The organism is Marseilla massiliensis, assembly GCF_016899955.1.
Classification (GTDB): domain Bacteria; phylum Bacteroidota; class Bacteroidia; order Bacteroidales; family Bacteroidaceae; genus Prevotella; species Prevotella intestinigallinarum.
The window spans coordinates 46,834-62,412 of the sequence record NZ_JACJJL010000007.1 but is presented as its reverse complement, the minus strand read 5'-3'; the positions used below and the strand labels follow the sequence as shown (position 1 = coordinate 62,412).

8 protein-coding genes are annotated in these 15,579 nt (G+C 52.6%); 6 read left to right on the top strand and 2 right to left on the bottom strand.

The window, feature by feature from the left end:
- Positions 1-12 precede the first annotated feature (12 nt).
- Together nrdD and H6B30_RS05575 are read right to left on the bottom strand one after the other, a co-directional pair.
- A complete protein-coding gene (nrdD, locus tag H6B30_RS05580; protein ID WP_205108738.1) occupies positions 13-2,124 on the bottom strand; it encodes an anaerobic ribonucleoside-triphosphate reductase in 2,112 nt (703 codons plus the stop codon).
- 178 nt (positions 2,125-2,302) lie between these two features.
- Positions 2,303-3,262, bottom strand: coding sequence for a helix-turn-helix transcriptional regulator (locus tag H6B30_RS05575; protein ID WP_205108736.1), 960 nt, complete (start codon positions 3,260-3,262; stop codon positions 2,303-2,305).
- A 663-nt stretch (positions 3,263-3,925) separates the two neighbouring features.
- Here H6B30_RS05575 and H6B30_RS05570 point away from each other — a divergent pair.
- The 6 genes from H6B30_RS05570 (at position 3,926) to H6B30_RS05545 (ending at position 15,511) form a co-directional block, all read left to right on the top strand.
- Positions 3,926-5,242: a putative porin gene (locus H6B30_RS05570; RefSeq protein ID WP_205108734.1), complete on the top strand. Its 1,317-nt coding sequence runs from the start codon at positions 3,926-3,928 to the stop codon at positions 5,240-5,242.
- A 77-nt stretch (positions 5,243-5,319) separates the two neighbouring features.
- The gene (locus H6B30_RS05565; protein WP_205108732.1) at positions 5,320-6,588 is read left to right on the top strand and encodes an imelysin family protein; all 1,269 of its coding nucleotides are present in this window, start codon (positions 5,320-5,322) and stop codon (positions 6,586-6,588) included.
- Positions 6,589-6,676: 88 nt separating this feature from the next.
- Positions 6,677-8,392 carry a di-heme oxidoredictase family protein gene (locus H6B30_RS05560; RefSeq protein WP_205108730.1) on the top strand — a complete coding sequence of 572 codons (1,716 nt, stop codon included), beginning with the start codon at positions 6,677-6,679 and terminating at the stop codon, positions 8,390-8,392.
- Positions 8,393-8,486: 94 nt separating this feature from the next.
- A complete protein-coding gene (locus tag H6B30_RS05555) occupies positions 8,487-10,748 on the top strand; it encodes a cytochrome c biogenesis protein CcsA (RefSeq protein WP_205108728.1) in 2,262 nt (753 codons plus the stop codon).
- A gap of 32 nt (positions 10,749-10,780) precedes the next feature.
- Positions 10,781-11,926, top strand: coding sequence for a Rid family hydrolase (locus tag H6B30_RS05550; protein ID WP_205108720.1), 1,146 nt, complete (start codon positions 10,781-10,783; stop codon positions 11,924-11,926).
- Between the two features lie 801 nt (positions 11,927-12,727).
- Positions 12,728-15,511 (top strand): C13 family peptidase, encoded by a 2,784-nt coding sequence (locus H6B30_RS05545; protein WP_205108718.1) that lies wholly within the window; start codon positions 12,728-12,730, stop codon positions 15,509-15,511.
- The last annotated feature ends 68 nt before the right edge of the window (positions 15,512-15,579 follow it).

Below are 15,579 nucleotides of genomic sequence, written 5' to 3'. Positions count from 1 at the left end.
CAGTTGGCAAAGTCAGTCGACGGCAAGCTCAACCCCCGCCTTGGCATAGAAACGGCGCCCGGCCTCTTGCTGTCGGGCCTCGGAGAAGTTGCTCACGCGCTTCAGGTAGCCAATTATTCGCGTCATATAGTCAACGTTGGTCGAATGGCAGTGAGGGCATTCGTGCAGGTAGCGCTTGTCTATATGCCCGCAATCGTTGCATATCGTGTTGGGTATGTTGAACGTGAAATAGTTGCATCCCTCCTTGGCGGCCACGCGGAGCAACTGCCTGTACTGCGTCTTCGACAGGTGCTCCTCGAGGTTCATGTGCAAGGCAGAGCCCCCGGTGAGGTGCTCAATGTATGGTGCCCCGTGCAGTCGGAACTTGTCGATAATGCTCAGCGAGTCGTCTTCAACCACGTAGAAATAGCTGTTGTAACAGTCGCGTGGCACGAAATACCCGTCTTCACGGTCCCACTTGGCATGCTTTACGCCCACATTCTCTGCCGGAATCATCTCGCAGTTAAACATCACATCGCTTGTTCTGTACTCACGGTTCTTCTTTTCTACAAGCCCAAGCACGCCTTGCACAAAAGCCAGGTAGTCGGGATTGTCATTTATCTGCAGCCCCATGAACTCGGCAGCCTCTACCATTCCGTTGACACCGATGGTGAGATACTGCCGCGACATATTGATATATCCCGCATCAAAAAGCGGCAGCATGCCGTGGGCCTGCAGTTCCTTGAGGTTCTCGTTGTATGCCAGCTGCACCTTGTGGCACATGTCTATCACGTCGGTCAAAAACTCCTTGTAGTCAATGTTGTTGTTTACGGCATACTGGATGCAACGGTTCAGGTTGATGGTCAGCACGCTCTTCGAGCCCGTAGACACGCCTCCTGCCCCAAGCGTATAGCTGAAACCGTTGTCCTGTATCTCGTTGCGCAGGCGGCAACAGCTCGACAGCGAGTCGGCATTGTCGCTCATGTAAGTAAAGAAAGAGTGGCCTTCGGCATACATCTCCGCCGTAAAGTCGCCCCACTCTTCGTCTATCACGTCGCCGTCTTTGCTCAAAAGGGCCATCGTCTCGACAGGGAATGTAAGCACAGCCTTGGTACGTTCCTTGTTAAACCACTTCATGAATCGCTTCTGCAACCAGCTGAGCCCCTCCCAGTCGGGCTTGCTTCCGTCGGGAAAATAGAAGTCGCCAAACAGGCTTTCAAAGTAGGGGCGGTCGTAATACGCAATGTTCCAGAACACAGCCTGATAGTTGCGTGCGCCAGTAGGCTGGTTTATTGAATACACAATCTGTTCGAAACAGTCGGTTATCATCTTGTCTACCGTGCGCTGCTTCAGCGACAAGTCCACCACCCTGTCGGGCTCCTTGTAATACTCCCTGCCGTATTCCTGGCCTATGAAATAATTGAGATACATCAGGAACTCCGGCGTGGCGCAAGCACCGCTGAGCATGCTCGACACCATGAAAACCATGTTGACAAACCCTCCGCAAAACGACTTCAAATTGGTTGGGGCGGTAGAATTGCCGCCAATAGACATCGTACCGCCAATGAGCCATGGATACATTGTGATTGAAGCGCAGTAGTTGGCAAGGCTTGTCTCGTCGTTCTTGTATATAAAATGGTGGGTAAGCATGTCGACATATCGGTCGGCCAGCTCCTTGCCATACATCTTTTTGATGCGGTCGGTCAGCAGCCTGCGGTTCAGCCTGATGAAGCCCGACTTGGGCAGCTCGCCTATAAGAGTGGCAATGTTCTTGTGCTCTACGTTCGCATTGGCGTCATACTTAGAGCCCGAGGCGGCGTTGGCAGCTTCGCAATAATCGGCCAGGAATCGCAGTTTCTCCATCGTCTCACGGTCTTCGGTGTGCTTCTGGCGATATAGCATGAACGACTTGGCCACCCGGTAGTAGCCTTCCCTCATGAGCGCTTCCTCCACCTGGTTCTGTATGTCTTCAACGGTTATCCCCTCGTGAATGTCGAGGTGGCTCAGTATCTTCGATATACAGCCAAGGTCTACCGGCTCGCCAACCGAACCGAAAGCCTTGATTACGGCATTCATTATCTTGTCGAGGGAAAAGCGCTCGGCCGCCCCGTCTCTCTTGGTAATCGTAAAGCTTCTCATCTCCATATAAGTTTTCCGTTTTAGATAACTTTGAAACAACAATCCATTAAAAAGTTTTCCGTTTTAGATAATTTCTCAGCGACCGGCAGGTCTCAGCCTTTCCGAATCGGGCACAAAGATACAATAAAATCCGATAGCAGCCTACCGGATTTCTGATATTTTTCAAACCGTCTAAAAGAAATTCCTAAAGCTTTACATTGGATATGTCAACCAGTCCGTTGACAATGGCATAGATGGTCAGTCCGGCCGAACTGTGTATCTGCAGTTTCCGCGCAATGTTGCGCCTGTGCGTTATCACCGTGTTGACCGAAATGTACAGATGCTCGGCTATTTCCTTGTTCGACATTCCCTGCACAAGGCTCACCACGACGTCTTTCTCGCGGTCGGAAAGCATGTCGGCGTTATCCTGCCCTCCCTTGAACACCATCGACGAAATGTTCTTCGTCACGTCGTTCTGTCGCAACATGCGCTCCAGCCTCCTGATGGCGGGCACGAATATGTTGTCTTCAACCTCCGTGTGAAGCCTCAGCCACTCCTCATTGTTATATATATCGTAAAGCGTCGACATGAGCTTATGGTTGCGCTGCATGTCGGTAGGCAGGTATTTTATTATGGTAGTCTTGAGCTCCTTGAGCTTTATGTCGGTCTGGCCGTGGTGCTTGGAGAATGTCTCTATGTTGTAGTCACCCAGCGGCTTCCTGTCGATTAGCGCCTGCACGTATGGGAAGAGCGTCTTTTCCTCATACAGCATGTGCTTTCTCACCTCACGCGCATACTCATCGTACAGCTTCATGAGCAGTCCGCCAAGGCTGTCGTTCTCATTGATTGCCTCCTGGAGCTCCCTTCGTATGAACGGCAACTGGAAGTCGAGGTAATACACGTGGCACGCCTTCAGGTAATGCATTAGCGTAGGCACAGACAGCTGGTCGTCGTCGTCGAACCCGTAATAGCCGTTGATTGTGTAATTGACCACGGCAAGGAAAGTGTATGTGTCGACACCATTGTCCTCGCACGTCTCTCTGACCGTCTTGTCACCAAAGCCAAGGTTGATTCCGAAACTGCCCAAAGACTGCAACACATTGTAGTTGTCTTTGATGAGAGAAATCATCTTGTCGCTGGCCTCATAAATCTTCTGGTTCTTCATTACGCTACCAATTAATTATTACCTCTGCAAAAGTAATAATTTAAAGCGATACGCACAATAATCATTAATAGGTATTTATGTCGCAAGTTCTGTCCTTCTCTACACATTTCCTGCTAATTTCCGGCAATGACATGGCGCTGATGCCAACTGCCTAGCATTGGCGAGCGCCCTGCCTAACAGCCCCGGGCCGAAAGGCCAGACCAACTCAGCGGGCCACATATATATAATGTATCGGCACACCATTTATGTAAACTAAATTTCAAAGAAAGGAATGCCGGCCGGACTCCTGCAGTGCAGTGTGCCCGCACAGCGACCACAGTCGCTTAGCAGCACGACCGACACCGCAACGCCGAAAAACCGCCGAAACAAGCCGAGAGCCACCATTGGCAGTGGCAAAACCCACTGACGTACTGAGTATTGGTGTACACACTACAACATACAACAGGCCATACGGCATCCTCGCTACCGCCAAATTTTGCCGACAGATGGCGCCAAACAGCCACCAACCATCACCAAAGGTAGGTAGCAGGCGGACTCGGCTCATCACTATTTAGTATTTAGTTACAGTTTTTCATGACTTTTGAGTATTGCCAACGTTTATGTAAAAGCGTAATTTTGCAACGCAAATCACAACTCAAGGCAAACATCAAGACAAAGAGAAAAATGAAAAAAACAGCTATCGCATCCATCGCGCTCGCCATCATTGCGGCACAGGCCGCCACCGAGTCACAGGCCCAGGTGGCAGCCTTCGACAGCGTGTCAACCCACCAGAGAGGCAACCGCCTGAGCATAGGCGGCTACGGCGAAGTGGCCCTTACGCGCAACTTCTACAGCGACAACGTCTACAGATACAGCCAGGCCAGCAAATACAAGGACGCCCCCGGCCACGGCCGGTTTGACATTCCGCATGCCGTGGTGTACATAAGCTACGACTTCGGCAAAGGCTGGACAATGTCGAGCGAGATTGAGTTTGAGCACGGTGGGGCCGGAGGAGCCGTTGAGAAAGAGTTCGAGGAAGCCGGCGAATGGGAGCAGGAGACCGAGAAGGGAGGCGAAGTGGAACTGGAGCAGTTCTGGATACAGAAGTCGTTTGCCAGCTGGGCCAACATCCGCGTGGGCCACTTTGTTGTTCCCGTGGGTTTCACCAACGCCTACCACGAACCGCTCAACTTCTTCACCGTCTACCGTCCGGAGGGCGAGGCAACCATACTGCCCTGCACCTGGCACGACACCGGCATCAGTTTCTGGGGCCGCTCGGGCGATTTCAGGTATGAAGTGCAGCTTATCGCCGGCTTGGACGGCTTTCTTTTCGACCGCGACAACTGGATTCAGAACGGCGCGGGCTCTCCGTTTGAGTTTAAGGTGGCCAACAAGTACGGCTTTGCAGCGCGCATCGACAACTACACCATACCCGGACTGCGCATAGGCCTGAGCGGATATTACGGCAGGTCGATGCACAACACCTTCCCACACGACCTGGAGAGCGACGGCAACAAATACAAAGAAGTGAAGGGAACCGTGGCCATCGGAGCCATCGACTTCGCTTACAACGCCCACAACTGGATTGTCCGCGGCAATGCCGACTATGGCTATGTGGGCGACGCAGCCGCCATCAGCGAGGCAAAGCGCAACATCAACGCAACGGACGCGCCTTACAAGAAGTCGCCCGTGGGCAAAAACGCCTTCGCAATAGGCGTTGAAGCCGGTTACGACGTGTTCTCGCAAATCAACAAGACGCGCCGCACCAACCAAAAGCTCTACGTGTTCGGCCGTTACGACTGCTACGACTCATACATCCCGAGCAAGCAGCAAGCCCAGTATGAATACACAAAGAAGATACGCATGGCGGCGGGCATAAACTACCACCCGATACCCCAGGTGGCTGTAAAAGCCGAATATTCCAAGCGATTCTTCAAGTCGCAATACAACGACGAGCCTTCTGTCTCGCTGGGCATCGCATACGAGGGATTCTTCCTCTGAGCCCGGACGCCGCGGCACACAGCGCGCAAACGGGCACCGACAGACAAACATCCAATAACAACTAACAATATTACACAATGAAAAGATTATTTTACTATGCATCCGCCTTTGCAATGGCAATGGCCATGACCGCCGGGTTAACATCGTGCAGCGACGACAACGGCGACGGCAGTACTGACGAGTCGGCATTGGGCGAAAAGGAACAGATGATGAAAGACATCACCACCCAGTATGTCAACAATGTGGTCTACCCCACATACAGCGACCTGGCCACGGAGACGGGCGAGCTGTATGAGATGCTGGCCGAAGCCAAAGACAAGTTCAAGGCCGACCCAACGAGCCTCACGCAGACAGAGTTCGACGCTATATGCTCAAAGTTCCTGCAGGCACGCCAGTCGTGGGAGGAAAGCGAGGCGTTCCTCTACGGGGCGGCAACAGTGTTCGGCATCGACCCGCACATCGACACATGGCCGCTCGACCTCGACGGTCTTGTAACCGAGCTAAGCAATGCCGACAAGATAGCCATGCTCGACAATGGCGATGAGGGCATCAGCTACGCCGGCAACAAGATGGGCCAGGAGCTGCTGGGATTCCACGGCATTGAGTTCATCCTGTTCCGCAACGGAGCCAACCGCACCGTCGAGAGCCTGAGGGCTTACGAAACCGACGAGGCCTTCACGAGCAAAGGCGTACGCGTGTCGGGCCGCGAGGAGCTGATATATGCCGCTGCCGTGGCCGGCGACTTGCGCGACCGCTGCTGGCAACTCGAGGTTTCATGGAACGAGAACGCACCGAGCGACCACATCACCCGCGTTGTCGACGAGTGTGAACTGCCCAACACTGTGGAAGGCAACAACTACACCTATGGCAAAAACATGCTCGAGGCTACCAACATTGGCAGCACCTATGCAACATGGCGCGTGGTGATGAACACCATTCTCGTGGCCGGGTGCGCCAACATAGCTCAGGAGGTGAGCGGGCAGAAGATAGGCCAGGCATACACCGGAGCCGACCCCAACTACATCGAGTCGCCCTACAGCAAGAAGTCGTTTGTGGATTTCAAGGACAACATCATAAGCATAGAAAACTCCATCTACGGCGGAGTGGAAGGCAGTCGCGACGAGAACAAGTCGATCATGGCATACCTGAGAAAGTATAACCCGACCATGGCGACATCGCTCGAGAACGCCCTCCAGAGCTCGTTCACGGCCCTCGATGCCTGCATCAACTCCGGCGTGGCATTTGTCGACGCCCCACAGGCCGACTATGTGAAGACGGCCATGGATGCCATTGCCGAGCTTGACAGCGAGCTGAACAAGGCTTCCGACTGGATTTCAATCAACTGACGACATTACAACACACTGTGACTGTTGACTCGTGCCGGCGCCGCTGCCGGCACGAGCACATACTGATTAATAACTAAAAAATACGATTATGAATTTGAACAAGACAAGAAACATTCAGCTCTTGGCCGGATGCATCTGCCTGTCGATGGCGGCATGCTCCGACGACGTCCCCTCGACAGGAGGCGGACAGACCGGCGCTGTCGACGATGTGTCGTACATCGGAAAGGCCGTGGGCAACTTCTCTGCCGACGAATGGTATCCCGGAGGAGAGCTGGGCACAACGCTCAACGTGTCGGAAGGATGCTATGAAGACGAGACCCCGGCCACAACCAACATGGGACTGACCGACCAGTTCAACCGCGGCGAGATGTTCTTTGAGCGCAATGTCACCATCGACACGCCACCCTTCAACGGGCTCGGCCCGGCCTCGGTGCGCAAGTCGTGCATTGACTGCCACCCGGGCTACGGCCACGGAAAGCGGCAAGACTCCTACAAGGCCGGCTTCGGCAATGGCTACCTGCTCGTGATATACCATCCCGACGACGGGGCAAACAGCAACGACGGCCCATACATCAGCGAGGTGACGGGCATGCCGCAGACACAGGCAGTATCGCCGTTCCTGCCACCTGTCGACGAAGACAAGATAACAATAACCTGGAAGAACGTCACGGCAATGGAGAGCGGACTGTCGATGACGTTCCCCAACGGCGGCGACTCTTACGAACTGATTTACCCCGAGGTGACCATCGCCCCCTCGGCCTTCAACACTTACCCCGTGCCAACCAACTACGCGGTGCGCCTCGAGTCGACTATCGGCATCATTGGAACCGGACTTATTGACGCCATACCCGACGACTCGCTGAAAAAGCAGTATGAGCTCACGGCACGATACTCTGAGGTCAACCCGGCCATGTGGGACAAAGAGGCCAACGACTGGGCGTCGACCGCTTACTACACCAACTGGACAAGCCCGGGCGCTCTGGCCGACGGCACTGCCGTGACGGGCAAGATAAAGCGGTACACCTATGCGCTCACCAGGGCCAGCCTGCAAGACGGGGCCGGAGCCAACGCCATGTGGAACATACCCAACGTGTCGCGACCCGACCGGCCTAAGCTCTACACCACACAAGCATGGGCCGACGCCATGTCGATGAACGCCGACGTGATAAGCGCCATCAAGCGCGACCCGACGTCGCCATACTATGCCGACGGCACCGACGAGGGCATTGCCGACGCCGTGAAGAACCTCCTATCGCCCAACACCAACCAGTTTGACAACAAGTGGCACAACTTCACGCCCGACATGAGCACCGACAACTTCTATGCGTTCATGGTGTGGCACCGCGGCCTGTCGATACCGCGGGCACGCAACCTCAACGACCCCGACGTGCAGAGAGGCAAGAAACTGTTCATGGAAATGGGCTGCGCCACCTGCCACAGGCCGTCGTGGACTACGGGCGACGACAATTACTGGACGCCCGACGTAATAAAGGGGCGCCCGCTGCCGAAGTATCCCAAGCAGAAGATTTACCCCTACTCCGACTTCGTGCAGCACAAGCTGTACATGGCCAACGACATCCACGGCTCGTGGTGCCGCACCACCCCGCTCTGGGGGCGTGGCCTGTCGCTCATCAACACCGGGGCCGAAGACCGCCTGCACGACTGCCGCGCACGCAACGAGGTGGAGGCTATAATGTGGCACTGCTACAGCAAGAAGAGCCAGGCATACGACAGTGCGTACAAGTTCTACAACCTGCCTAAGGCCGACCGCGACGCGGTGGTCAAGTTCTTGCGCTCTATCTGACGGCCCCTACCTACCGTCGCAACCTTCGGCCGGGCCGGCCTGGCACACAGCCACCGGCCCGGCTAAACCCTGACACAAACCAACCTGCAAGGATATGACAAGGAAAGCTCTTTTCGCATTCTACATACTCACCATAGCGGCCATGGCCGCCGCAACGGTAATAGAGAAGTCGGAAGGCACCGACTTCGTGTCGACACACATCTACGGAGCGTGGTGGTTCACGCTGCTGTGGGCCATGCTGGCCGCCACAGGCATTGCGTGGATTGCCAGGCGCAGGCTCAGGCGGTGGTCGCTGCTGACGCTCCACGCATCGCTCGCCATCATCCTTGCCGGCGCGCTGCTCACCCACCTTACTGCCCGCAGGGGCATGATTCACCTGCGCATAGGCCAGCCCACAGCCACCTATTACGAAGACAACGGAACAGATACACCTGCCACGCGTAGCCTGCCGTTCGAGATTCGCCTCGACAGGTTCGACATCGAATACTACAAAGGCACAAAGGCGCCGTCCGACTACGTGTCGGCGCTGACCATCATCGACGGCACCGCACAGACCAAAGGCCGTGTTTCTATGAACAACATCATGACTTACAGCTCCGTGAGGCTATACCAAAGCTCGTACGACGAAGACATGAGGGGCAGCATACTGGCTGTCAACTCCGACCCGTGGGGCATAGCCGTGACTTACACCGGCTACGCCCTGCTGTTCATCTCGCTCGTGTGGATGCTCATCGACCCCGGGGCCACCTACCGCAAACTGCTGCGCAGCCCGCTGCTCAGGCGCGGCATCATGGGCGCGGCGGCACTGCTGGCCATGGCCCCCCAGGCCGCACGGGCAGCCACCACCCTGCCCGAGGCCGACGCCGACAGGCTCGGCAGGCTCAACATACTGTACAACGACAGGATATGCCAGCTGCAGACGCTGGCCATCGACTTCACCAAGAAACTGCACGGAAGCCGCTCGTACCGGGGCCTCACGGCCGAGCAGGTGCTCTCGGGATGGATATTCTGGGGCGACGAGTGGAGCGACGAACCATTCATAAAGCTGAAGGACGGCGAGCTGAAAGAGACTTTGCAGCTGCCCGACTACGTCTCGGTGAACACGTTTTTCAACTCCGACATGGGCGGATACATTCTCGGCCCATACATACACGAGTATTACAGGGGCAACCGCGACGCATTCCACAAGCAGGCGGCCGACATTGACAACAAGATTCAGCTCATAATGGAGCTGCGCCGCGGACTGACGCTCAAGGTGTTTCCGCACACCGCGGGGGGCCACACCACGTGGTATGCGCCCACCGACAACCTGCCCGACACCATAGGCAACGACCGGCGGCTGTACATGGCCAACGTGTTCTCGCTGCTCTACGGCGAGATTCTGAAAGGCAACACGCCCGCCGCTCGCACCATCATCGACAAGATGGCGGCCTACCAGACGCAAAACGCCGGCCACTCGCTGCCCGGGTCCGTGCAGACGTGGGCCGAGCGCACATACAACGCCATACCCTTTGCCACCATCCTCTTCATGGTGTGCCTCGCCATGGGCCTCGTCACGCTGGCCGCCGCCATCATACGCCTCAGCGCCCCGCGCCCCGACACCATGGCAGACGGCAGGGCCTGCAAGGCCGTGCGCCGCATAAGCCTCGCCACTATGGGCGCCGCCTTTGCCGCGCTCACCTTCTGCGGGGCGCTACGATGGATTGTCTCTGGAAACATTCCCATGTCCAACGGCTACGAGACCATGCTGCTCGTTGCGTGGCTCGTCATGTTGCTGTCGATGGCGGCCAGCCGGCGGTTTCCCATCGCCCTCACTTTCGGATTCCTCATGGCGGGCTTCTTCCTGCTCGTGTCGCACATCGGACAGATGGACCCAGCCATAACCAACATAATGCCGGTGCTCAATTCGCCACTGCTGAGCATCCACGTGTCGGTCATCATGCTTGCCTTCGCCCTGCTCTCGCTGACGTTCATCTGCGGTGTAACGGCCCTGGCCATAGCCGCCGCGCACAGGCTCAGGGGCTCAGCCGGAAGCACCGAGGCGCCACTGGCATCGCTGCAGCTGCTCTCGCGGCTGCTGCTCTACCCCGCCCTGGCGGCACTCGGCATAGGCACCTTCGTCGGGGCGGTGTGGGCCAACGTGTCGTGGGGGCAATACTGGGGATGGGACCCCAAGGAGACATGGGCCCTGATAACCCTCATGGTCTACGCCGTGGCTGCCCACACCGACACGCTGCCCGCCCTGAGGCGACCGCTGTGCTTCCACGCATTCATGGCCGCAGCCTTCCTGACCATACTGATGACGTATTTCGGGGTAAACTATTTCCTGGGCAGCGGAATGCACACCTACGCCTGAAATGACTACACCATTAACACAATAAAACAACTATGAACAAACAGACTGTAAGCAAAGCCAACACAAAGACAGAGATATTCGAGTTTGACAACGGCACTGAGGCAAGGGAATGCCAAGCCGTGATACACGTGACAGACACATCGCTGAGCTACGCCGAGCAGCTCGACGCCCTGCTCAACACCTACGACGAGCTGCGCTCCAACGAACTGCGGGGCACTGAGGCCGTGTTCAAACGCTACTACCTGAGCGACGCCGCCAACCAGGCGGCCACCATCCACGCAATGGCGGCCGAGGGGTCAGACTGCGCCCTGTCGGTAATCGAGCAGGCTCCGCTCGACGGAACCAAGGTGGCACTGTGGGTATACATGCAGTCTGGAGTGGCCACGGCCATCTCGCCGAGCGGACTCTACCGTGTGGCCCACGGCAGATACACCCACCTGTGGGACGGCGGCGCCCACCGCCACGAAGCCAACTCGGAGCTGCAAACGCGCCTGCTGCTAAACAGCTATGTGATGCAGCTTGCCGCAGAGGGTTGCAGCCTGGCTGACAACTGCATCCGCACGTGGTTTTTCGTCAACGATGTCGACATCAACTACGCCGGCATGGTCAAGGCGCGCAACGAGGTCTTTGCCACGCAAAGCCTCACGCCGGCAACGCATTTCATTGCCAGCACAGGCATAGGCGGAAGGCAGGAAGACGCCACGGTGTCGGTGCAAATGGACAACTACGCCATCAAAGGCATCTGCAAAGAGCAAATACAGCACCTGTATGCCGCCGACCACATGAACCGCACCAGCGACTACGGGGTGAGTTTCGAGCGCGGCACAAGCGTGGAATACGGCGACCGCCACCACGTGTTCATATCGGGCACGGCCAGCATCGACACCAACGGCGATGTGGTCTACCCGGGCGACATAAGGAAACAGACGGAGCGCATGTGGGGCAACGTCGAGGCGCTGCTCCGCGAGGCTGGCTGCACGTTCGACGATGTGGCACAGATGACAGTCTACCTGCGCGACCCGGCCGACTACTCCACGGTGAAAGCCATGTTCGACGGCAGGTTTCCCTCAACGCCACGGCTCATAGTCCACGCCCCGGTATGCCGCCCCGGGTGGCTCATCGAGATGGAGTGCATGGCAATATGCACTGCCAGCCACAAGGAGTTTGCACCGTTCTGAACCTTACCTACTCACGGTATTCACACCGACACTTACCGGCAGCGTCGGCCCGCGGCAGCAAACTCACCGCCCCGGGCATACGCCACACAACCACCCTACATTCAGATGACCGCCCCATACTGCGTGGGCAGCCATAACAAACGACACGCACGCAACAGAAGTAGGCCGTTCCGTATTGAAGAACGGCCTACTCTGCGCTTGGCCACAAGGCGAACCAAGTCACATTATAATATATGCCAATATAAAGAATACGCAATTACAATGTTCAACAACAAGTAAACAGTGCTCACGCAAGGCACATATCACGCTACGGACACAATATTAATAAACATTAAATAACCTACAGCACAATAACAATATCATCATAAAACTTGGCATTTATCATACAAATAGCTATATTTGCGGATAAATTCAAACATAAAACAATAAATGCCTATGGAAAAGACATACACTAAGCAGCCCACAATCCATAAGTAGAAGCCGTTGCATCCGCATGCAACTTCTTCATTGCGACGTTATCAACGTATAACGCAAAAGTCAAAAACGCATGAACACGTAGCAAGGCTGCCGCACCGGCATCTCACATATACCGGATTTGCCAGCCAACAACATGACAACAAATCTAAACGGCCAATCATCCAAAACGGCCTTGTACGACATCATGGAACTGAGCAAACTCACAGAGGCTCCATGGTTCCCTCTAACTAATATATTATAACTGAAACCTTTAGCAATAGAGATTTTCGTTGTAAGACGTATCATTTACAGTAATATTATCCTATATCTAAAAATCTAAACAACATGAAAAGAATATTCAGTCTGATTGCAATTACATTTGCAATGGTAATAACAAGCACAGTATCTGCACAAATACAAGTATTTCCTCCGCAGGAAGTCAAAGAAGTTACGTTTGAAGTTGCACTGAATCAAGTAATTAGTATGTACCCAAATCGTGATAGCGTAGACTTTTATAAACTTGATCCCAATATAACATGGGACACCGCTCATGTTAATCTCCCCAATAAGGTGTCATTACCTCCAATGTTTAATCTAGGATGGAAAATACTTGTTGACGAAGAGCCCAACAAAGGCTGGAATCATAAATGTACCATATACACGATGCCTAAAAGTATAAAAACAAATATGGATCCAGCAATAATTTATATTGCCCCAACAAGCATAGACCACTTAGACTCACTTCCAAATGGAATCGTTGCCACACCGGCGCGTATCAAAAACAGATATGGCAACAATTACAATCTAAAGCTCCGGGTTCCTAAAAATACGCAAACGAACAGCAATTCAGAAATAGCCAAACGCACGTATGCAATAATCCTCAGCGGAGGAATAAGTCCAATAAGTAATTACGGCCGCTACTGGAATGACTGTTCATACATATATCAGACACTAACAAACAAATATGGGATTCCAAAGGGTAACATAGTTCCAATCATGGCCGACGGAAACGATCCTGATGCTGACAGCTATGATTATGGAATAGGCAAGTTTGTATCTTCTTCTTTGGACTTGGATTTTGATGGACAGGATGAACTTGAATATGCAGCAACAAAAAAGAATGTAATAAACGAGATAAACAAGATGGCATCAAAAGTGACATCTGAAGATCAATTCTTTTTATTCGTAATTGACCATGGCGGCACTAATGACTACATATCCAAATCATATATTTGCCTATGGAATAGCGAAAAACTATACGATACAGAATTAGCTACTTTACTTGATCAATTCAACGCAAGGTCAATTAACGTAGTTTTAGGGCAATGCTTCTCAGGGGGCTTCATTGATAACCTCGAAAAATCCGGCCGCGTTATAGCGACAGCCTGCAGCGGAAGCGAATCTTCATATGCCTGCTCCAATATTCCATACGATGAATTCGTGTTCCATTGGACAAATGCCATTAACGAACGTAACAGACATACTGGAGGAACCGTGTTCTCTGACCCTGATAATAATGACCGCATCACAATGGAGGAAGCATTCAATTACGCACAAGCCAACGATTTAAAAAAAGAAACACCAATGTACTCTTCCATACCTAAGTCTGTTGGAGAAGACCTTGCTTTCAACAACATTCCGTTGGATGTTGACTTGTATATGAGAGATAACATTGAAGACACAGGCAAAGAGCCAAACTTGACCGCACCGGAATATTGGAACAGCCCCGACATCTGGATACGCAATACAGATGACGGTTTTGAGCATCAAGAAAGTGAACCAATAAAGATTAATAGTCTAAAACAACTCGTATATGTTTATTATAGAATAACTAACAGAGGGATAAAAGACTATAATGGAAATGGAAAATATATACAAGCATATTGGGCAAATACTGCATTTGGACAAGATGCAGATGCATGGTTAGGGATTTCAAATCCAATGACAGAAACAAAATACGGAAACGAACTTCATCAATCAGGGATTGGTATAAACATAAAAGCAGGTGAAAGTAAAATATTGGAAATGCCAACTATTCTATATGATGAGATCACAAAAGAAGCTTTAGAAACTGGCAAAAATCTTCACATTTGCATTCTCGCCAGAATCAAAGACACGTATTGGGACTCACCATTAATCACAATTGATAGTTTAAAAAAGATTATTGATAAAAAATCTCAAAGTAAAAAGATTGTCCAAAAGAACTTAACTATAATCAATGACAATGACATATCCACCAATAATGTGCCAGTCCTTGTACGTAATATGACTTCAAACACGGCTAACTATGACATTGTCGTTTTGCCAGACAAGAACTCCACGACATCGGTCTTTGACAAGATAGAAGTATCAATGCAGTTGTCAAACCCAATACTCAATGCATGGAAAGCCGGAGGTATGAAAGGAAGTAATTTATCATACAGCACGGCAAACCCACAAGTCATACGATTACTTGATACAGACAGCAAATTGAACAACCTGAAACTAACAGGCTCACAAGTTGATGATGTACTATTCACGTGTAGGGTTCTTGCAAACACTGCTGTAACTCAAAACGACACATTACGATTCCATGTTGCCCAAGCAGATGAAAACGGCAATTATGTCGGAGGAGAAGCATTCGAGGTTCGCATAACACCAAGACCAGCAATGGCCCCAACAGCAAGCTACAAGATTGACAACGGCAATTACACGTTAACGGCAGGGAACGTACATGAAAACGCCAAATACGAATGGTACGATGCAAGCAACAATCTTGTCGGGCATGGTAATAATATCAGTTTACCCATTGAAAAATTTGGTCAATATAAACTTCGCGTAATATCCAACAAAGATGGAGCCGTAAGCTATGCCAATATTAACATATCCAACGCATTAAACATAAAGTCTGCAGCATTCAATTCAAGTAACAAGAATGACGTTGCAGTGGAACTCTCCATGCCTGCAACTGATAAGACAAGACTGAAAATAACCTCTGTAGCAAACCCAATGTTTAACAAAGAGATAAAAATAAACAAGACCGAAACGAAAGCAGTGGCAGAGATACGCAACTGTCCTAAAGGGGTGTATGTGGTCTCCCTCGAAGAGAATGGCGTAACAATGGATACAAAGAGAATAGTAAACGAATGACGAAACCAGTGCAGGCCGGGGGCTGCCCGGCCTGCCTTTAAAGGCTTTACAACTATGAAACAAGTTTT